General features: G+C 70.1%; 14 protein-coding genes. 9 read left to right on the top strand and 5 right to left on the bottom strand.

Translation table 11 applies throughout. The features are described 5' to 3' along the window. Positions 1–221: 221 nt before the first annotated feature. On the top strand, positions 222–1,175 hold the full coding sequence (locus SD455_RS14915) for a type IV toxin-antitoxin system AbiEi family antitoxin domain-containing protein (protein ID WP_139827562.1): 954 nt from the start codon (positions 222–224) through the stop codon (positions 1,173–1,175). A gap of 152 nt (positions 1,176–1,327) precedes the next feature. On the opposite strand, the gene SD455_RS14910 is transcribed toward SD455_RS14915, so the two are convergent. Continuing rightward, positions 1,328–2,446, bottom strand: a complete 1,119-nt coding sequence (locus SD455_RS14910) for an acyl-CoA desaturase (protein ID WP_139827563.1) — start codon at positions 2,444–2,446, stop codon at positions 1,328–1,330. A gap of 127 nt (positions 2,447–2,573) precedes the next feature. Between SD455_RS14910 and SD455_RS14905 the strand changes: the two genes are divergently transcribed. After that, the gene (locus SD455_RS14905; RefSeq protein WP_445508572.1) at positions 2,574–3,266 is read left to right on the top strand and encodes an alpha/beta fold hydrolase; all 693 of its coding nucleotides are present in this window, start codon (positions 2,574–2,576) and stop codon (positions 3,264–3,266) included. Here the strand turns inward: SD455_RS14905 and SD455_RS14900 are convergent. Further along, complete coding sequence (locus SD455_RS14900; protein ID WP_237089907.1) at positions 3,214–4,710, bottom strand: alanine/glycine:cation symporter family protein; 1,497 nt, start codon at positions 4,708–4,710, stop codon at positions 3,214–3,216. The genes SD455_RS14905 and SD455_RS14900 overlap by 53 nt on opposite strands. Positions 4,711–4,925: 215 nt before the next feature. Between SD455_RS14900 and SD455_RS14895 the strand changes: the two genes are divergently transcribed. From SD455_RS14895 to SD455_RS14885, 3 genes are all read left to right on the top strand, one after another. Beyond that, entirely contained in the window at positions 4,926–7,217 is a 2,292-nt protein-coding gene (locus SD455_RS14895; RefSeq protein WP_445508571.1) for a rhamnogalacturonan lyase, read from the top strand. A 92-nt stretch (positions 7,218–7,309) separates the two neighbouring features. Next, positions 7,310–8,065: an MBL fold metallo-hydrolase gene (locus tag SD455_RS14890; protein WP_445508570.1), complete on the top strand. Its 756-nt coding sequence runs from the start codon at positions 7,310–7,312 to the stop codon at positions 8,063–8,065. A gap of 24 nt (positions 8,066–8,089) precedes the next feature. Then, positions 8,090–8,233, top strand: a complete 144-nt coding sequence (locus SD455_RS14885) for a hypothetical protein (RefSeq protein ID WP_170922549.1) — start codon at positions 8,090–8,092, stop codon at positions 8,231–8,233. Between the two features lie 34 nt (positions 8,234–8,267). Here the strand turns inward: SD455_RS14885 and SD455_RS14880 are convergent, their stop codons facing one another. After that, a complete protein-coding gene (locus SD455_RS14880; protein WP_070158877.1) occupies positions 8,268–9,260 on the bottom strand; it encodes a phosphatase PAP2 family protein in 993 nt (330 codons plus the stop codon). Between the two features lie 55 nt (positions 9,261–9,315). Between SD455_RS14880 and SD455_RS14875 the strand changes: the two genes are divergently transcribed. The 3 genes from SD455_RS14875 to SD455_RS14865 all read left to right on the top strand — a co-directional run bounded on the left by SD455_RS14875 (position 9,316) and on the right by SD455_RS14865 (position 14,410). Further along, positions 9,316–10,362: an o-succinylbenzoate synthase gene (locus SD455_RS14875; RefSeq protein WP_445508569.1), complete on the top strand. Its 1,047-nt coding sequence runs from the start codon at positions 9,316–9,318 to the stop codon at positions 10,360–10,362. Between the two features lie 9 nt (positions 10,363–10,371). Beyond that, on the top strand, positions 10,372–12,222 hold the full coding sequence (menD, locus tag SD455_RS14870) for a 2-succinyl-5-enolpyruvyl-6-hydroxy-3-cyclohexene-1-carboxylic-acid synthase (protein ID WP_445508568.1): 1,851 nt from the start codon (positions 10,372–10,374) through the stop codon (positions 12,220–12,222). Positions 12,223–12,445: 223 nt separating this feature from the next. After that, entirely contained in the window at positions 12,446–14,410 is a 1,965-nt protein-coding gene (locus SD455_RS14865) for an aconitate hydratase (protein ID WP_085437076.1), read from the top strand. 67 nt (positions 14,411–14,477) lie between these two features. Here the strand turns inward: SD455_RS14865 and SD455_RS14860 are convergent, their stop codons facing one another. Beyond that, positions 14,478–16,016, bottom strand: a complete 1,539-nt coding sequence (locus SD455_RS14860) for a SulP family inorganic anion transporter (protein WP_070158878.1) — start codon at positions 16,014–16,016, stop codon at positions 14,478–14,480. A 418-nt stretch (positions 16,017–16,434) separates the two neighbouring features. Between SD455_RS14860 and SD455_RS14855 the strand changes: the two genes are divergently transcribed. Then, the gene (locus tag SD455_RS14855; protein WP_445508567.1) at positions 16,435–18,033 is read left to right on the top strand and encodes a peptide chain release factor 3; all 1,599 of its coding nucleotides are present in this window, start codon (positions 16,435–16,437) and stop codon (positions 18,031–18,033) included. 210 nt (positions 18,034–18,243) lie between these two features. On the opposite strand, the gene SD455_RS14850 is transcribed toward SD455_RS14855, so the two are convergent. Beyond that, the gene (locus tag SD455_RS14850) at positions 18,244–19,641 is read right to left on the bottom strand and encodes an isochorismate synthase (RefSeq protein WP_445508566.1); all 1,398 of its coding nucleotides are present in this window, start codon (positions 19,639–19,641) and stop codon (positions 18,244–18,246) included. Positions 19,642–19,746: the final 105 nt, after the last annotated feature.

Below are 19,746 nucleotides of genomic sequence, written 5' to 3'. Positions count from 1 at the left end.
CACCCCAGCTGAGAAGATGAGAGACATCATCCTCACCAGCTGACCATCAGCTGGTGCAACGACTCATAGAATCCGCCGCGCGTCAGTGCGGACAAGTGCACGGGAAAGTGACCCCCGGATCTGTGTGGCGTGGGCCCATCTGACTCGTCTCGCTCGGGAGTTTTCCACAGCCCAGAGGAAGGCGCCTGCGCATCGCCGCCCCATCCGCTGAGATGGAGGGCATGAACCCGCTCCACAGCCCGGAGGCTGACGGCAGGCACCGTGCGCCGCCGGCTGTGCCGGAGGGCCCTCTGCGGCGTCGTGAGCTCGCCGCGTGGTCCGACGCGGATCTGGAGCGCGCCCTGCGGCACGGATCCCTGACTCGGCTGGCGCACGGAATCTATGACGCCGGTGGGCACCAGCTGCCTCCGATGGTGGCAAAGCTTCAGGCGCTGACTGCCGACGCTGACGTGGTGGCCAGCCATGAGACTGCTGCCGCTCTGCTGGGGCTGTGGGGCACGCAGCTGAGGGAACCGTTCCACCTGACGGTGCCGCGACGCCGAACACGTATCCGCCGCCGCGGCGTCGTGGGGCATGGCGTCGACATCCCTGCGGGCCAGATCACGTCTGTGGCTGGCGTCAGGGTCACCACGGCGGCGCGGACCTGGGCGGATCGATTCGCCGGGGGATCCTTGGAGGATGCGCTGATCGCCGCAGACCTCGTTCTGCGGGCGCCACGGGTGGAGTTGGAGGGGCCGGGCGAGGCGGCGGCGACCCGCCATCAGCTGCAGGCGGTGGTCGAGTCGATGGGCGGACGGCGCGGAGTCGCCATGCTGCGCCAGGCCGCAGAGCTGGCTCGCGAACGGGTGGACTCTCCGCAGGAGACGCGCCTGAGGCTGGCTCTGCACCGCGCCGGACTCCCGGAGCCCGAGGTCAACGAGTGGGTGCTCGACGAGTACGGGCGCCCGGCGTTCCAGCCGGACTTGATGTTCCGTGAGTGGAAGGTCGCCGTCCAGTACGAGGGAGCTCATCATTCCCTGCCCCAGCAGGTGGAGCGCGACGTCGGCCGGGCGGAGCTCGCCACGGCGCTGGGCTGGATCGAGGCGCGGATCACCCGACGGCATCAGGTGCGGGCATGGGAACCTGCCGTGGACAAGGTGACTGCTGCGCTGATGAGCCGCGGCTGGCGGCCCTGAGGTCCCGTTGAAGCATCGATCGCGTCGAGGAGTCAGAATCCCGCACATCGTCCCGGCCTGACGCGTGTCAGATTGGAAAGATGTGCGGGATTCTGACCCCTCGATCCGGGGAAAGGCGCCGAGCCTGGTCACCTGCCCCCGCGCGGCTGATCTCAGCGTCCCCGGTACTGGGTGACCAGCGGGCAGTCCATGGGGTCGGCGTACCCCAGGCCCACGCGGTTGAGGTAGCGGATCACGATGCCGTAGGACTCCACGAGTCCGGTCTCGGTGTAGGGAATCTGCTTCTCCTCGCAGAACCGCACCACGATCGGCCGGACCTTGCGCAGGTTCATGCTGGGCATGCGGGGGAACAGGTGGTGCTCGATCTGCAGGTTGAGCCCGCCCATCGCCCAGTCCATGAGCAGCCCGCCGCGGATGTTGCGGGAGGTCAGCACCTGGCGGCGCAGGAAGTCGATGCGCTCGTTCTTGGGGATCAGCGGCATGCCCTTGTGGTTGGGCGCGAAGCTGCCGCCCATGTAGACGCCGAAGACCACCAGCTGCACTGTCAGGAACGCCAGGCCCAGCGGCAGTCCGAGGGTGAGCAGCACCAGCGCGGGGAAGCCGACCAGCCGGATGGTCACCAGCACGGCCTCCACGGCGCGGTGCTTGACCTTGGGCTCCAGGATGATGGTGCGCACCGCGTTGTAGTGCAGGGCGAAGGCGAAGAGGGTGAGCAGCGGGAAGAAGAGCCAGCCCTGTCGGCGGGTGATCCACCCCATGAAGCCGGTGCGTCCCTCGTTCTCTCCGGGGACGAACACCAGGGCGCCGGTGGCGATGTCGCCGTCGCGGCCGATGGTGTTGGGGCTGGCGTGGTGGCGCCCGTGCTTCCGCGACCACCAGGCGTAGCTGAGGCCGACGCCCAGATTGCCCACGATCCGGGAGAACCACTCGTTGGTCCGCCCGGTGGCGAACACCTGCTGGTGGGCGCTGTCATGGGAGAGGAAGGCCAGCTGGGTGAACAGGACGCCGAAGACGGCGGCGAGCCCCAGCTGCCAGAGGCTGTCTCCGAGCACGAACATCAGGGCCACCGAGACGACGGCAGCCAGTCCGAGGACCACCAGACGCAGGATGTAGCGGTCGGCCCGGCGGTCCATCAGTCCAGCGGCCTTCACCTCCGCGGCGAGCTCGGCGAAGTCATTGGTCTGCGCATTGCGCGGCATGCGCTCACGCGGGGCCGACGGTGCCGTCTGCTCCACGGTGGCGGTGCTCTTCTCAGTGCTGATGACGCTCATGCGGCTACCGTAAGGAGCCGGTCAGTACGGAGGCATCACCCAGGGGAGCCAACTCCGCCCCCTACCGGGGTAGGGGGTCGGTCATCAGCCCTTGACTCGCCGCGGCTCGACGGCGAGTGTTCACGCCATGCGATTCATCCTGATCCCCGGCCTCTGGCTGGCCGCCGATTCGTGGGGAGACGTCCCTGACCTGCTGCGGAAGGCCGGCCATGAGGCTCACGCGCTGACCCTTCCCGGCCTGGAGTCCCGCGACGCCGGCCGCGCCGGCCTCGGCCTGGACGACCACCTGGGCGCGGTGCTCGCCGCCGTGGAGGAGGACCCGGAGCCCGCCGTCGTCGTGGGGCACTCGGCCGCGGCCACGTTGGCGCATCTGGCCGCGGACGCCTGGCCGGACTCCGTGGCCCGCACGGTGATGATCGGCGGGATGCCGGCTGCGGAAGGCAGCCCTTTCCTGGAGGGCTTCGCCGCCGACGGCGACGACGTCCCCTTCCCCGGGTGGGCGGCCTTCGAGCCCGAGGACGTCCGGGACCTCGACGACGAGGCGCGCGCGGGACTGGAAGCGATCATGCGTCCCAGCCCGGCGGGCGTGCTCGAGACCCCGGTGACCTACCGGGATGCGCGCCGCCATCAGGTGCCGGTCACGCTGGTGTGCCCGGAGTTCACCGTGGAGGATGCTCGGCAGTGGATGGCCGCCGGGTTCATGCCGGAGCTGGCCGCCGGGGACGACGTCGAGCTGGTCGACATCGATTCCGGCCACTGGCCTCAGGTCACTCGGCCCGCGGAGCTGTCGGCGATTCTCGCTGCTGCAGGTAGTCGCTGACGTCCTCGCGGCTCCAGCATTCGACGTTCTCCAGGTCGGGCATGTCCTCGTCGACGAATACGGGGTCCAGGCCCTGCTTGCGCTGGGCGTCGAAGTGCTTGAGCAGGCGGAACGCCTTGCTGCCGAGCAGACAGATCACCACGAGGTTGAACAGGGCGATGATCACCATGGTGACACCGGCGATGGCCCAGGCGAGGTCGACGCTGATGATGGAGCCGAGGAACACCACGCCGGTGAGCACCACGGCGAAGGCCTTGCGGACGTTCTCCTTCGAGGAGATGAACAGGATGTTCGCCTCGCCGTAGGAGTAGTTCCCCAGGATGGAGGTGAAGGCCACCAGCGTGATGATCACGGCCAGGGCGATGGCGCCGAACATGCCGAGGTTCGCCTCGAGCGCCCCTTGGGTGAGCTCCACGCCCAGGTTGGCGTCCGCCCCGACCGGGTCCTCGAAGGTGAACAGGATGATGAACGCGGTCACCGAGCAGATGATGATCGTGTCCAGGTAGACGCCCAGGGTCTGCACCAGGCCCTGCTTGGCGGGGTGGGAGACGTCGGCGGTGGCTGCGACGTTCGGCACCGAACCCATGCCGGCCTCGTTGGAGAACATGCCGCGCTGCACGCCCGCCATGATCATCGCGCCGAAGGCGCCGCCGGCAGCTGCGCGGAAGTCGAAGGCGTCGCCGAGGATCTGGCCCACCACGCGGGGCAGCTCCTCGATGTTCATGATGATCACCACCAGCCCGAGGATGATGTAGAGCGAGGCCATGAGCGGCACCACGTTCTGGGCCACCCGGGCGACGCTGCGCAGGCCGGCGACGACGATCAGTCCGGTCAGCACGGTCAGCACGACGGCAAGGATCCAGCTCAGCGTGGTGGTGTCGGCCACCCCGACGGCGTCCGCGGCACCGGTGACGGCGTCGACGACGGTGTTGGCCTGCAGCGAGGTGAAGGACAGGGCGAAGCAGAAGATGAAGATCACGGCGAAGACGATGCCGGCGCTGCGGGAGCCCAGTCCGCGCTGGATGTAGTACGCGGGACCGCCCTTGAAGGTGTCGAAGCGGCGGGTCTTGTACAGCTGCGCCAGGGTGGACTCCACGAAGGAGGCCGCGGAGTTCAGGACGGCCATCACCCACATCCAGAAGATCGCGCCCGGGCCGCCCAGGGCGATCGCTCCGGCGACTCCGGCGATGTTTCCGGTGCCCACGCGGGCCGACGCCGTGATCGTGAAGGCTTGGAAGGCGGACAGCGACTTGGTGCGACCGGTCTCGTCCCGCCGGGCCTTCTCCACGATGGCCGCGAACATCGCGGGCAGGTGGCGCAGCTGCACCACCCCGGTGCGGACGGTCATGTAGATGCCGACGCCGATGACGACCCAGATGCCGAGCCAGGACCAGGCGGTCTCTTCGATGTCTCCGATGATCTGGAGCAGTGAATCCATAGTCATGATGGGCCGACTGTATCGCGCACTGTGAGGCGGACAACAGGTGGAGAGCGGGCTGACGGCGTGTGCGCCGTCCTACGTCATGTCGCGACAGCGCTGTGCCCACCGCTATTGAAACGTTTTTAGCATCACTGTTGTCGAGGGCAACCGCGCCGCTCTAGGGTGATCCACGTTACAACGCTGGATGGTCCGAGAGTGATGAACGAGGAGCTGAGCCTGTGCCCTATCGACGACGAACAGCACGTACCGCCGCTGCCCTGGCCGGGGCCGCGGCGCTGAGCCTGACTGCCGGATCCGTGTCCGCGGGTCCTTCCCAGACCACCGAGCTCGGCCCTCAGTTGGAGGCCCTGGACCGCGGCCTGGTCGCCGTCGGCACCGACGACGGCGTCCACCTGAGCTGGCGACTGCTGGGCGAGGAGACCACCGGAGCCACGGGCCACGGCATGAAGGGGCCGAACTTCCACGTGCTGCGCGATGGCGAGCGCATCGCCACGGTCACCGATTCCACGAACTTCCACGACGCGGACGGCGACGCCGACTCCACCTACACCGTCACCCCGGTGGGCAACGCCCCGCACAACGGACCCGACGGCGAGGCGGAGGTCTGGGCGGAGGGCCACTATGACCTGCCGCTGCAGAAGCCCGAACCGGGGACCACCCCGGCCGGAGAGGAGTATGAGTACCACGCCAACGACGTCTCCGTCGGGGACGTCACCGGCGACGGGCAGTACGAGTTCGTGGTGAAGTGGGACCCCAGCAACTCCAAGGACGTCTCCCAGGTGGGCTACACCGGCGAGGTCTACGTGGACACCTACACGCTCGACGGTGAGCTGCTGAATCGCATCGAACTGGGCCCCAACATCCGCGCCGGGGCCCACTACACCCAGTTCCTCGTCTATGACTTCGACAGCGACGGCACCGCCGAGATCATGATGAAGACCGCCCCCGGCACGGTGGCCGGCGACGGCGAGCACATCACCATGCCGCAGGAGGACCTGGATGCCGGGTACAGCCCTGAGGACGACTACCGGATGAGCGCCGACGACTACTACGAGCATGTGGTGGAGGTATTCCGCGGCTGGCACGAGCATCCCGAGGTGGTCGCCGGGAACTGGCCGGAGACACTGGAGGAGGCCTTCGGTGAGGAACCCTCCTACGACTACCCGCTCAGCGACGCCGACGCCCGGCAGCTGGCTGACTTCTTCATCGACGAGTACGCGCCCTCCCGCAGCGAACGCAATGATCTGCGGACCTTCGGGGGCTTCATCGTCCACGGCCCGGAGTACCTGACCGTCTTCGACGGTGAGACCGGCGCCGAGCTGGACACCGTTCCCTACACGCCGGAGCGCGGCGACGACGGCCTGCTCTGGGGTGACTATGCGATGTCCCGCATCGAACCGGGCAACCGGGTGGACCGCTTCCTGGCCGGGGTGGCCTACCTGGACGGCCAGTCGCCGTCCGCGGTATTCACCCGCGGCTACTACACCCGCTCCGCCGCGGCCGCCTATGACTTCGACGGCGAGCAGATCACCGAGCGGTGGGTGGCCGACTCCGGGCATGTGCCGATGGACAACCCCTTCGACGCCGGCCCGCACGAGGGAGTGGGGACGGACCCCGAGCTGGGCACCTTCGCCGGTCAGGGCTTCCACTCGCTGAGCGTGGCCGACGTCGACGGCGACGGGAACCAGGAGATCATCTACGGCTCCGCCACTCTGGACCATGACGGCAGCCTGCTGTACTCATCCACCGGGGTGGGCCACCCGGACAGCAGCATCCCCGGCCAGGAGATGAAGCTGGGCCATGGGGACGCCCTGCACGTGGGCCACTTCGATCCCGATCGGCAGGGCCAGGAGATCTTCGCCGTCCACGAGGCCGGTCCCTGGGCGCCCTATGGCTATACGATGCGTGACGCCGCCACCGGCGAGGTCCTGTGGGGCGACTACACCGGCACCGACGTCGGCCGCGGCATGGTCGGCGACATCGACCCGGAGACCCCCGGCTACCATGCCTGGGCGTCGATCCCGCCCAACGAGGAGGAGGGCACGACCGGACTGTTCACTGCCACCGGTGAGCCGGTGGACGGGGACGTCCCCGGCACGAACATGAGCATCCGCTGGGCCCCGGACATGACCACCCAGCTCATCGTCGGCGACCGGGAGGACACTCCGCGCATCGAGGACTGGCTGGACGGCACCCTGCTGGTGGCCGAGGGTACGAGGACGAACAACTACACCAAGGGCAACCCGTCCCTGGTGGCGGACATCTTTGGGGACTGGCGTGAGGAGCTGGTGCTGCGCACGTCGGACAGCTCCGCGCTGCGGATCTTCACGGCCACCGAGGTGACCGACCGGAAGCTCTACACGCTGATGCATGACCCGCAGTACCGGGTGGGTGTGGCCTACCAGCAGACCGCCTACAACCAGCCGACCTACCCGGACTTCCACCTCGGCCATGACATCGACTGGCGTCAGGTCCCGGTGCCGGAGGGCCACTACCCGAGCGCCGACTGAGGCCCGCCGAGCCGGCCGGATCCTCGCCAGAGGGGTGCCCGTGGGGCACAATGAAGCACAACGGGCACCCCTTGGCAGAGAAGGTGATCACGATGGCCAGCGCCCCTGGCATCACTCCATTCACCCGGGTCGACGACGACGTCTTCATGACCACCGTCGACGGCGGCGTCACCCCCTTGAACATCGGACTGGTGGTCGGCAGCCGCGGCGCGGTGCTGATCGACCCGGGGCCGGACGGCGGCGACCATGAGGCCCTGCTGGCGGCGGTCCGACAGGTCACCGATGCGGAGCTGATCGTGGTCAACACCCACGGTCACGGTGACCACATCGGGGCCAACGCGTATCTGCGTGAGCACGGTGTGGAGCGGATCCTGGCCCACCGTGAGGCGGAGGTGGCCACCGCCACCGAGCTGGTCGGCCAGGCCCCGGTGGTTCTGGACCTGGGAGGCCCTGAGGTGGTCGTCGAGCACCTGGGACGCGGTCACACCGACGGCGACCTGGTGGTCGAGGTCAGCCGCGAGGGCCACGACGGCATCATGTTCTGCGGGGACCTCGTCCGCGAGGGCACCGATCCGAGCTTCCGGGACTCCCATCCGGAGGACTGGGTACGCACGCTGGGGCGCATCTGGTCCATGGCGGGCACCTGCTCGCGCATCATTCCCGGTCACGGTCAGCCGGTGGACGCGGACTTCGTGGCCTCGATGCGCCGCCGCATGGAACAGGGGCACACCCTCTCCCGGCAGGCGCTGCGGGATGCCGTCACCGATGCGACCAAGGCCATCCCGATCCTGCCCTATGGCCCGGAGGAGTCCCGGGAACTGATCAGCCGGCTGCGCGCCGGCCACTGACCCTGAGACGGACCCGCGAGGCCCATGTTCTTCACTAATCGTCAGCGCCCCGGCGAGGAGCGGGAGGAGCCCGAGTTCCAGATCCGGCTGAACCGGCTGGGCGTCATCCTCGGCGTCATGCTGCTGCTCGGTGTGGCGACCTGGCTCAGCATCGACTGGGGACCGTGAGCCTCCACCCGGGGGAGCCTCCCCGGCGGGGCGATCAGACGTCGTAGAGATGCGTGAACTGCGGCGGCACCGGGTGCGGCGTCGGCGGGGCCGCGTGCAGCGGCTGTCCGTGGTGGCGACGCCCGGCCTCGGCGTCGAAGAACGTGATGCCCGCGGCGCACAGCAGGAACCCGGGACCTACGGGCAGCAGCGTGCCCGCCACCCAGTGCCAGCCGCTGGGGTTCTCGGCCGCAGTGCGCACGGCCTCCCAGCCGCCCGCGAACAGCAGGGCCAGCCCTGTGGCCGCACAGAACACGACTCCCAGGAACCAGGCCAACCCGGCTCCGGCACCGACGGCGGTGTCGTCCTCCACGGTGACGGTGTTCCAGCGTTCGCCGGTGCGCATCACCAGCCAGCCGCCGGCGATGCCCCACAGCGCGGCCACCAGATAGGCGGCGATGATGTCCGAGGCGAAATGCCCTGTCATGAAGATCGCCGCCCCGGAGAACACCGCCAGCAGGCCGGTGAACAGCCCGATGAAGGGCCGCTGATGCGGGGCGCTGACCAGGAACACGGCGACGGCGGCTGCCGCGGCCATTGTGGCATGCCCGGAGGGGAACGTGGGATCCGTCCACCACCAGGAGCGCATGTCCGCCACCGAGAGCGGGATCTCGTGGTCCAGCCGGTGGATCCACACGTTCTTCAGCACCTGGGTGGTGATGTTGGCTCCCAGGAACACCACGATCGCGATGCCCGCGGCGAGGAACCGACGGCGCAGCAGGGTGATCGCCAAGAAGATCAGCCCCGAGACCGCCGCCGCGGCCGCCGGGGCCTTGAGCAGCAGCTGCCGCAGCGTCTCGTTCTGCAGGGGCCCCTGGGTGATGTTCCAGTACCGGGACTCCAGCGTGGCCTGCTCGAGCCATTGGCCCGTCGCGGACCGGATGAAGAACTCATGCACCGCCACCAGCGCGAAGGCGCACAGCAGCAGGCCCACGACCCACAGCCAGGTGCGGCGTGCGGGCAGGCGGAGACGGGAATGCTCGGACATGCACACCAGTATCGCAGGCGGCTGCCGTCGAGCCGGTGAAGCCTACACTGTGCCCATGACCTCATTGCCCGACGTCGAGGAGCTGCTGCGCGGTGCCGCCGTCGTGAGCCTGCCGATGCGGACCCGCTTCCGCGGCCAGACCGCCCGGGAGGCGATGCTGCTGCACGGTCCGGCCGGCTGGGCCGAGTTCGCGCCCTTCCCCGAGTACGGTCCGCAGGAGTCCGCGGCGTGGCTCGCCGCCGCCGTCGACGCCGGATGGACCGGCCTGGGGGAGCCGCGGCGCACCACGGTGCCGGTCAACGCCACGATGCCGGCGGTGCCGGCCGCGCAGGTGGCCCAGGTGCTGGAGCGCTACGGCCGCGCCGAGGCGATCCCCGCCGTGAAGGTCAAGGTGGCCGAGCCCGGTCAGAGCCTCGACGACGACGTCGCCCGCCTCCGGGAGGTGGCGCGCCTGCTGCCGCATGCCGGCCTGCGGGCCGACGCCAACGGCGGCTGGACGCACGCCGAGGCTGTTCGCGCGGTGGAGGCGATCGCCGACGTCGCCGGTGACCGGCTGGAGTATGTGGAGCAGCCTGTGGCCGGCGTGGAGCCGCTGGCCGTGCTGCGCGAGGAGCTCCACCGGCGCGGCACCGTGGTGCGGATCGCCGCCGACGAGGCCGTCCGCAAGGCTGAGGATCCGCTGCGGGTCGCGCGGCTGGGCGCCGCCGACCTCATCGTGGTGAAGGTCCCGCCGCTCGGCGGAGTGGACCGTGCCGCCCAGGTGGTGCGCGACTCCGGGCTCGACGCCGTCGTCTCCTCCGCGTTGGACACCTCCGTGGGTCTGGCCGCCGGCCTGGCGCTGGCCGCCCGGTTGGAGTCCCTGCCCTATGCGTGCGGACTGGGCACTGCCGCGCTGCTGGCAGCCGACGTCGTGGACTCCCCGCTGCTTCCGGTGGAGGGGGCGCTGAGGGTCCCGGTGCGGAACGGCCGCGTGGTGGCTCCGGACCCGGCGCCGCGGCTGCTGGACGAGCACCGGGTGGACGGGGCACGCCGTGCCTGGTGGGAGCAGCGGCTGCGGTCTGCCCATGCCGTGCTGGCTCAGAGGACGGGCGCTGCGTCTTAGGATTGGGGCATGCACTCCGACCGGCGTCCCTTCCGCGAATTCGACGACTCTGAGGACGCCGAGGCGCTGCGTCTGGCGCGTCGGGTGGTGCGCGGGCTGAGCCTGAGCATGCGCCACGTGGTGATCGCTCCGGGGTCCCGCTCCGCGCCGCTGGCCTACGCCCTGGCGGAGGCCGAACAGCTGGGTGCGATCCGCCTGCACGTGCGCATCGATGAGCGCTCCGCGGCGTTCACCGCCCTGGGAATCGCGCTGGACTCGGGCCAGCCGGCCGGCGTGGTGACCACCTCCGGGACCGCCGTGGGGAACCTGACACCGGCCGTGATGGAGGCGGACATGGCCGGTGTGCCCCTGGTGGCCATCACCGCCGACCGGCCGGAGGAGCTTCACGGCACCGGCGCGAACCAGACCACCTGGCAGCACGGCATGTTCGCCGGCCGGGTGCGGGACGAGATCCATCTGGAGCAGGGCGAGGTGCGCCTGGAGCCGGTGTCCCGGGATGACATGCTCTCCGCGGAGACGCAGGTGGCGCTGCTGATGCGGCAGGCCTCGGAGTCCCGCGGCAAGGGACCCGGCCCGGTGCACCTGAACATCGGCTTCCGGGACCCCCTGGTGCCCCGCGAACCTGAAGAGGGCGCGCCCGCGGTGCCGCAGCGCTGGGCCCGCCGACCGGTGCGTCCGCAGGCGCCTGTGCAGCCGGCGGTGCATCTGCAGGGCGGGGCGCTGATGGACCAGCTGGACGCCGAGGAGCGGGAGGCCGCCAGGGAGCAGATCCGGCGCAGCCTGCGGGCGGTGCAGGACATCGCCCGCGACGTGCGCACCGTCTTCGTCCTGGGCCACGACGCTCCGCCCGAGGCTGCGCAGCTGGCTCTGGAGCTGGGTCACCCGGTCCTGGCGGAGCCGACCAGCGGGGCCCGGGATGCCGATGCGGCCGTGCCGGCCTATCGGCTGATCCTGCAGGCGCCGGCCTCGAGCGCCGGCGGCCGGCTGACCGCGGAGATCCAACGGGTGGTGGTGGCCGGACGCCCGACGCTGTCCCGGCCGGTGCAGCGGCTGCTGAGTGCCGATTCCGTGGAGGCGGTGCAGTACCAGCCTGCCGGCGTCGGCTGGCATGATCACCGGCTGCCCCGTCCCGTGGAGCATGACCTGGAGAGGATCCGCGAGTTCGCCGGAGCTCCTCCCGCCGGGTGGTTGGACACGTGGCTGAGGGTGGGCCGCCGGGTGCAGCAGGTGGTGGATCGGGAGCTGGATCCCGTCGGGGCGATGTCCTCGGTGCGGGCGGCGCAGCTGGTGGCGGAGACGGTGCGGACCCCGCTGCTGCTGGGCTCCTCCTCGGTGATCCGCGATGTGGACCTCGCCGCCCGGCTGACCATGCACGGGCCGGCGCGGCTGGTGGCGCTGCGGGGACTCTCCGGCATCGACGGCAACGTCTCGGCGGCCTCAGGGATCGCCCTGAGCCGGGAGCGCCGGGTGACGGCACTGGTGGGCGACCTGACGTTCCTCCATGACCTCAACGCCTTGCTGCTGCCGTCCCGTGAGCAGGTGCCCAGTGTGGATGTCGTGGTGATCAATGACGCCGGCGGGGCGATCTTCGACCAGCTCGAGCACGGGGACGTGGGACGCCGCCCGGGGAAGGGAGAAGCCGTGGAACGGCTCTTCGGCACTCCGCAGGCGGTGGACCTGGCACAGATCGCCGCCGGATTCGGCGTCGAGCACCGCGGGGTGGGCACCCGGGAGCAGCTGCAACAGGCCCTGGCGCACCCCGATGACCGGCTCGGTGTGCGGATCATCGAGGTCCGCACCGATCGCCACGGGCTGCGGGATCTGCACACCCGGATGAAGGACGGCGTGGCGGCCCTCTGACCGCCCCCTGCGATCGAGGGGTCAGTTCCCGGCATTCCGGCGGCTGCTGACGCGCGTCACCGAGGGGGTGATGTGCGGGAATCTGACTCTTCGTCCGTGGTGCTGCGGCCCTGATGCCGCTCGGGAACCCTTGTGCGGCTCGGGACGGGGGAGAGATGGTCGAGGGGAGAGCCCGCGCCGTGGGCTCCACCCGCAGCGCCCCGACCCCAGGAGGATGACCGGAATGGCATACGCCTCCCAGAATCTGACGCAGAAGCTCATCGCCTCGCATCTCGTGGAGGGCAGCCCGCACCCCGGCGAGGAGGTCGCGCTGAGCATCGACCAGACCCTGACCCAGGACGCCACCGGCACCATGGTGATGCTGGAGCTGGAAGCCATGGGGCTGGACAGGGTCCGCACGGAGCTCTCCGTCCAGTACGTGGACCACAACCTGCTTCAGACCGATGAGAAGAACCCCGAGGACCACCTGTTCCTGCAGTCGGCGGCCCGGCGGTTCGGCCTCTGGTTCTCGAAGGCCGGCAACGGTGTCTCTCATCCGGTCCACCAGGCGCACTTCGGGCGTCCCGGGGCCACGATGGTGGGATCCGATTCCCACACCTGTGCGGCGGGTGCCCTGGGGATGCTCGCCGTCGGGGTCGGTGGGCTCGAGGTCGCCATGGCCATGGCCGGGGAGCCGCTGTACGTCACCATGCCCGAGGTCTGGGGAGTGGAGCTCACCGGTGAGCTGCCGCCCTGGGTCTCGGCCAAGGACGTCATCCTGGAGATGCTGCGGCGTCACGGCGTCACCGGAGGCGGCGGCCGCATCATCGAATACCACGGCGACGGCGTCCGGTCCCTCAGCGCGATGGACCGGCATGTGATCGCCAATATGGGCGCCGAGCTGGGGGCGACCACCAGCATCTTCCCAGCGGACGAGGAGGTCCGGCGCTATCTGGCCGAGCGCGGCCGGGAGGACCAGTTCGTCGAGCTGCAGGGCGACGAGGACGCCGCATACGACCTCACCGAACGGATCGACCTGTCCATGCTGGAGCCTCTGATCGCCGCGCCGTCCTCCCCGGGGAACGTGACGCCGGTGCGGGAGGTGGCCGGGGAAGAGGTCCACCAGGTCGTGATCGGCTCCTCCGCGAACCCAGGGCTGCGGGACTTCGCCGTCGTCGCGGAGATCCTCCGCGGACGTCAGGTCGACCAGCGTGTGTCCCTGGACATCAACCCCACCTCGCGGGAGATCTATGCGGACATGGCCCGCGGCGGCTGGCTGCTGGACCTCATCTCCGCCGGGGCCCGCATCCACCAGTCCGGTTGCATGGGCTGCATCGGCATGGGGCAGGCGCCGGCCGTGGGGCGCAACAGTCTGCGCACCATGCCGCGCAACTTCCCGGGACGGTCCGGAACGGATGAGGACTCGGTGTGGCTGTGCTCCCCGGAGACCGCGGCCGCCTCGGCTCTGACCGGGCGCATCACCGACCCCCGTGCCCTGGAGGAGTCACGGGGCCTCGCCTGTCCCACCCCGCGCATGCCGGAGGCGCCCACCATCGACCACGAGATGCTGGTGGCGCCCCTGCCGGCGGAGCAGGCCCGTGAGGTCGAGCTGGTCAAGGGAGGAAACATCAGTGCGCTGCCGGAGTTCGACCCCCTGCCGGACGAGATCGACCTGCCGGTGCTGCTGAAGGTCGGCGACGACGTCTCCACCGATGAGATCATGCCCGCCGGATCGAGGGTGCTGCCCTACCGCAGCAACATCCCCAAGATCAGCGAGTTCGTCTACCGACAGGTCGACCCCACCTACCCGGAGCGGGCAGGCGGGGTCGGGGGAGGCCATGCGATCTTCGGCGGCGTGAACTACGGCCAGGGGTCCTCGCGGGAGCATGCCGTGATCGCTCCGCGGTATCTGGGGCTGCGCCTGGTGGTGGCCCGCTCCTTCTCGAGGATCCACTGGCAGAATCTGGCCAACTTCGGAGTCCTGGCGCTGGAGTGCGATGAGGAGGTCTACGCCTCGGTCGACCAGGAGGACCGGATCAGGCTGCGCGGGCTGGCCGAGGCGCTGCACACCGGACGCGAGGTGCCCGCCGTCGTCGTCGGGAACGGCGACGAACGGCAGGTCACCCTGCGCCATCGGCTCTCGGCACGTCAGGTGGAGATGGTGCTGGCCGGCGGGCGGATCGCCCAGTACGCGGCGTCCACGGGCTGAGCGTCCCGGCACCGAGCCACCCGGCACCGAGCCACCAGGCAGCGAGCTTCCGTGAGCTCCCGTGAGCTCAGTGCCCGGCGCCGAGCTTGCCGGCCATCCGCTCATGCATCGCGGCGCTGGCACCTTCGAGCCCCGCGATCTCCACGTGCTTGTCGTACTTCGCGTACTTCTCGCAGATGGCGTCCAGGGAGGCCACCGTGGAGGCGTCCCAGACGTCGGCGTTGTAGAGGTCGATGACCACGTGGTCGGGGTCGTCCCGGTAGTGGAACTGGGTGTAGAGGTCGTTGGAGGAGGCGAAGAACAGCTGCCCCTTGACCTCGTACTTGGCGATCTCCTCGCCGAAGTGCTCGTCCACGCGGCGCGTGACGGTGGCCAGGTGGGCCACGCGGCGCGCGAACAGGACCATGGCGGTCAGCACGCCCAGGATGACGCCGATCGCCAGGTTGTGGGTCCACACGGTCGCGATGACGGTCACGAGCATCACCGAGGTCTCGCTCTTGGGCATCATGCGCAGGGTGGAGGGCCGGATGCTGTGCCAGTCGAAGGTCGCCACGGAGACGAAGATCATCACGGCCACCAGGGCGCCCATCGGCATCAGCGCGACCACGTCACCCAGGGAGACCGACAGGATGAGGATGAAGATCCCGGCGCAGAAGGTGGAGATGCGAGTCCGGGCGCCGGAGGCCTTCACATTGATCATGGTCTGGCCGACCATGGCGCAGCCGCCCATGCCGCCGAAGAAGCCGGTGATGATGTTGGCCGCACCCTGGCCCCAGGACTCCCGGACCTTGTCAGAGCGGGTGTCGGTGACGTCGTCGACCAGCTTGGCGGTCATCAGGGACTCGAGCAGGCCCACCACGGCCATGCCGAGGGAGAACGGGGCGATGATCTGGAAGGTCTCGAAGGTCAGCGGCACGTCCGGAGTGAACAGGGACGGCAGGGAGTCCGGGAGCTCGCCCTTGTCGCCCACCGTGGGGACGTTGAAGGCGAAGGCCACGGAGATGACGGTGAGCAGGACGATCGCGACCAGTGGCGCAGGCACCACCTTGGTGATCCGGGGCAGCAGGTAGATCACGAGGAGCCCGGCGGCGACCATCGGATACACCAGCCAGGGCACCCCGATGAGCTCCGGCAGCTGGGAGGTGAAGATGAGGATGGCCAGCGCGTTGACGAAGCCGACCATCACCGAGCGCGGGATGAACCGCATGACCTTCGCCACGCCGAGGACGCCCATCAGCACCTGGAACACGCCGGCGAGGATGACGGCGGCGATGAAGTAGTCGATCCCGTGGCTCTCCACCAGCGGGGCGATCACCAGCGCCGTGGCGGCGGTGGCCGCCGAGATCATCGCCGGACGCCCGCCGAGGAAGGCGATGGTCACAGCCATCGTGAAGGAGGCGAAGAGTCCGTACCGGGGGTCCACTCCGGCGATCAGCGAGAAGGCGATGGCCTCCGGGATCAGGGCCAGGGCCACGACGAGTCCGGCGAGGACCTCCACCTTCAGCAGGCGGGGCGACTTCAACGTGCGCAGGACCGACTGGCGGTCCTCCGGATGCGCGATCGACTCCTCGGGATGCGCGACGGCAGGAGTGGGTGCGGGGGCCATGGGGCTCCGTTCTGTGGTCAGGACACCGGCGTGTGCGGCTCACAGGGCACAGTCGTGTCCGGCTCTTCAAGGGGCGACGGGCGCGCGGCACTGCGCGGAACGATCAGGGCGAGATGATCAGTGGGGAGCGGCGGGCGGAGCGTGCCCGGCTCACAGCGCTCAACTCTACCCTTACGTGAGGGATGGGTCGGAATTGTGTGAGGAAGATCTCAGTGATCGAGACATGATCGTCGGTCGATCGGCCTCGCGGCCGGTGTGGGGTCGGCGGAGGGGTCGGCGGAGGGGTCGCGGCATTGGGTGCGACTCTGACGCTGCGGTAGGTTCTCAGCGGAGGCTCTGGCTCACAGAGCATCCAGCGGCTCACGTGCACCTGCACGACGTGCCGTTCGAGTCCCAGCAGCAGTGGCAAGGAGAAGGCGTGACGGCAGAGGACCACCCGGCAGAAGGCGCCGCGGCGGCTGCAGCACGGCGCCGCACCTTCGCCATCATCAGCCACCCCGACGCCGGCAAGTCCACGCTGACCGAGTCACTGGCGCTCAACGCCCGCGCCATCGAGGAGGCCGGGCACATCCACGGCAAGGCCGGCAGGTCGGCCACGGTCTCCGACTGGATGGGCATGGAGAAGGATCGCGGGATCTCCATCTCTTCGGCCTCCATGCAGCTGGAGCACCGCGGCACGGTGCTGAACCTGCTGGACACCCCCGGCCACGCCGACTTCTCCGAGGACACCTACCGGGTGCTCGCCGCCGTCGACGCTGCCGTCATGCTCATCGACGCGGCGAAGGGCCTCGAGCCGCAGACCATGAAGCTGTTCAACGTCTGCCGCCACCGAGGGATCCCGATCATCACGGTGATCAACAAATGGGACCGCCCCGGCCTGGAGGCGCTGGAACTGATCGACGAGATCCGCGAGGAGACCGGGCTGGACCCCACCCCGGTGACCTGGCCGGTGGGCATCGCCGGGGACTTTCACGGCTACCTCGAGCGCAGGACCGGGGGCCTCACGCTGATCCGTGCCACGCCGGGCGGCCGGCGTTCGGCAGAGGAGGAGCACCTCAGCGCCGAGGAGGCGACCCCCGAGGCCCTCGGCCTGCCGGAGCTCGTCGAGGCGCGGGAGGAGTCCGAGCTGCTCGGCGCCTCGGGGGCCGACCATGACCAGGAGACCTTCCTGGCCGGGATCTCCACGCCCGTGTTCTTCGCCGCCGCCGTCAGGCACCTGGGGGTGCCCCGGCTGTTGGACGCACTGGTGGAGCTGGCGCCGTCGCCGGAGCCCCGCCCCGACGCCGAGGGTGAGCCGCGCTCCCTGGACGCGCCGTTCAGCGCCTTCACGTTCAAGATCCAGTCCGGCATGGACGCCGCGCACCGGGACCGGCTGGCCTTTGTGAGGGTCTCCTCCGGCGTGTTCCGGCGTGGCATGACGGTGACCTCCGCGCGCACCGGCAGACCCTTCTCCATGAAGTACGCCCACCTGGCCTTCGGTCGCACCCGAGAGGTCGTCGACGTCGCCTACCCGGGCGACGTGGTGGGCATCGTCAACGCCTCCGCCCTGCGCATCGGCGACACGCTGTATGAGGCGCAGCCGGTGGAGTACCCGCCGCTGCCGCGCTTCGCGCCCGAGCACTTCGCGGTCGCCCGTCCGGCAGACATGGGGCGGATGAAGCAGTTCCGCCGCGGTGTGGAGCAGCTGGAGGCCGAGGGAGTGATCCAGGTGCTGCGCTCGGAGGTGCGGGGCACCCATGTGCCGGTTCTAGCGGCCGTGGGGCCCATGCAGTTCGAGGTCGTCGACCATCGCCTGCGCGAGGAGTTCCGCTCCAGCGCGAAGCTGGAGCCGCTGGAGCACTCGTTGGCGCGCGCCACCGATGAGCCCTCGTCCCACGAGCTGGCCGGCCTGGCTGGGGTGGAGGTCCTCGAGCGCAGCGACGGGCAGCTGCTCGCCCTGTTCCGGGACAGGTGGCACCTGCTCGGGATCGAACGTACGCGGACCCATCTGCGCCTCGACCCCCTGGTGGCCGCGTGAGCGGTCCAGCCGTCCGTCGCGAGGCGCCGCGCACGGCAGAGTGCAGGCATCGAGGGGTCAATTGCCCGTGCATCTCGGGGTGCTGAAGCGCGTCGCCCCGGTCGAGGTATGCAGGAAAGTGACGTCTCGTCGGGGAGGTCGCGGGGAGGGGAGGGAGCCTGCGGGGCTCAGGCTGTCGAAACGTTCCTCGGCAGCGGGGTCCAGCGGGTCTCAGCCGACGCCGAGCGCGCCCAGCATGGGGCGCAGCTTCGCCCAGGTCTCGGCCAGTTCGGAGGACGGCTCGGAGCCGGCCACGATCCCGCAGCCGGCGTAGAGGCGGACCTGGCGCGCGTCCTGGGACAGCACCCCACCGCGCAGGGCGATCCCGAAGTCCGCGTTGCCCTGGCCGTCCAGCCAACCCACCGGACCGGTGAACGGGCCGCGGTCCAGATCCTCGAGGCGAGCGATGAACTCGGCGGCCGTCGCCGTCGGCGTCCCGCAGATGGCCGCCGTCGGGTGGGCCCGCTCGGCGACCAGCAGCGCCGGCGGGACCCGAGGCGCCACCGGGGCGGCGCCGGGGCGGCCGCCGTCGGTGCAGTCCTTGACCAGGCGGCCCGTCACATCGGTGGAGAGGTGGTAGACATTGGGCAGCTCCAGCACCGCCGGCGGGTTCTGGGCGCTGATGACCTCCACCACCGGGGCCAGCTGGGTGAGCAGGGACTGTACGGCGATCTCATGCTCGGTGCGCTGCTTGGGGTCCTCCAGCAGCAGGGCGCGCGCCTGCTCCGCCGGCAGCGTCCCGTCCACCGTGCCGGCCAGCACCCTGGCGGCCATGCGCTCCCCGCGCACCGTCACCAGCATCTCCGGGGTGGCGCCCAACACCTCGCCGGCCCGGTAGGTCCAGCAGTCGGCATAGTCACGGCTCAGGGTCGCCAGGAGACGCCCCGCCGCCAGCGGCTCCTCGGAGGCGACGACGACGTCGCGACCCAGCACCAGCTTCTCCAGCCGTCGTTCGGTGATCGCCTGCACCCCGGCCTCCACCGCCTGCAGGTAGTGCGCCGTGGGATGGGTGCCCTCCTGCAGGGCGGTGGCGCTGCGCGGGTCGCGGGGCGGAACGAGCGCCGGGTCGAGCTCCGGGTCGAGCGCCGGATCGAGGGGCTCCGGGGAGGCCGGACCCAGGACGCCGCCCGTCAGGGTGAGGCCGTGCCGGTGCAGCGCGGAGAGGACGTCGGCCTGGTCCGCGGCGGCGCTGAGCACCGTCACCCAGCTGCGGCCGGTCACCGATCCCAGGATGAGCTCCGGGAGCACCAGCACCGAGTCCGCGGCGGAATCTGAGGAGTAGGTGACCGAGGTGAACGCGACCGGCCCGCAGCCGGGCACCTCCTGCAGGGATTCCGGCCGCGGCTCCTCCGTGATGGTCGCCAGCCGGTCCTCCCACCAATGGGCCAGGTCGGCGAAGCGCTCCGAGCCACGGGCCGTGGCGCGGTCGGCCACACCGAGGCCCACGATGCCTTCACCATGACGGAGCCAGGTGCCGCTGGGGGTGAGCCGCGGCAGCAGGTCGGTCAGGGCGACGTCGTGGGGGAGGGCGACCGTCACTGAGACGGCGCGCAGAGGCTGGGCAGGCATAGCGGAGCAAGTCTATCGCCGAACGCCCCACGCCCCGCGCGCACGGGGGTCCCCGCGATCTGGGACAATGCTGGGGTGACACAGGAGCAGCACGCCCCAGGAAAC

Source organism: Nesterenkonia sp. K-15-9-6, assembly GCF_052656005.1.
Note: the sequence above shows the minus strand (reverse complement) of the source record. Positions and strands in the feature narration are given on the sequence as shown.

Coding starts and splice junctions, on each gene's coding strand:
- SD455_RS14915 (WP_139827562.1), top strand. CDS start 222: ATGAACCCGCTCCACAGCCCGGAGGCTGACGGCAGGCACCGTGCGCCG.
- SD455_RS14910 (WP_139827563.1), bottom strand. CDS start 2,446: ATGAGCGTCATCAGCACTGAGAAGAGCACCGCCACCGTGGAGCAGACG.
- SD455_RS14905 (WP_445508572.1), top strand. CDS start 2,574: ATGCGATTCATCCTGATCCCCGGCCTCTGGCTGGCCGCCGATTCGTGG.
- SD455_RS14900 (WP_237089907.1), bottom strand. CDS start 4,710: ATGACTATGGATTCACTGCTCCAGATCATCGGAGACATCGAAGAGACC.
- SD455_RS14890 (WP_445508570.1), top strand. CDS start 7,310: ATGGCCAGCGCCCCTGGCATCACTCCATTCACCCGGGTCGACGACGAC.
- SD455_RS14885 (WP_170922549.1), top strand. CDS start 8,090: ATGTTCTTCACTAATCGTCAGCGCCCCGGCGAGGAGCGGGAGGAGCCC.
- SD455_RS14880 (WP_070158877.1), bottom strand. CDS start 9,260: ATGTCCGAGCATTCCCGTCTCCGCCTGCCCGCACGCCGCACCTGGCTG.
- SD455_RS14875 (WP_445508569.1), top strand. CDS start 9,316: ATGACCTCATTGCCCGACGTCGAGGAGCTGCTGCGCGGTGCCGCCGTC.
- menD (WP_445508568.1), top strand. CDS start 10,372: ATGCACTCCGACCGGCGTCCCTTCCGCGAATTCGACGACTCTGAGGAC.
- SD455_RS14865 (WP_085437076.1), top strand. CDS start 12,446: ATGGCATACGCCTCCCAGAATCTGACGCAGAAGCTCATCGCCTCGCAT.
- SD455_RS14860 (WP_070158878.1), bottom strand. CDS start 16,016: ATGGCCCCCGCACCCACTCCTGCCGTCGCGCATCCCGAGGAGTCGATC.
- SD455_RS14850 (WP_445508566.1), bottom strand. CDS start 19,641: ATGCCTGCCCAGCCTCTGCGCGCCGTCTCAGTGACGGTCGCCCTCCCC.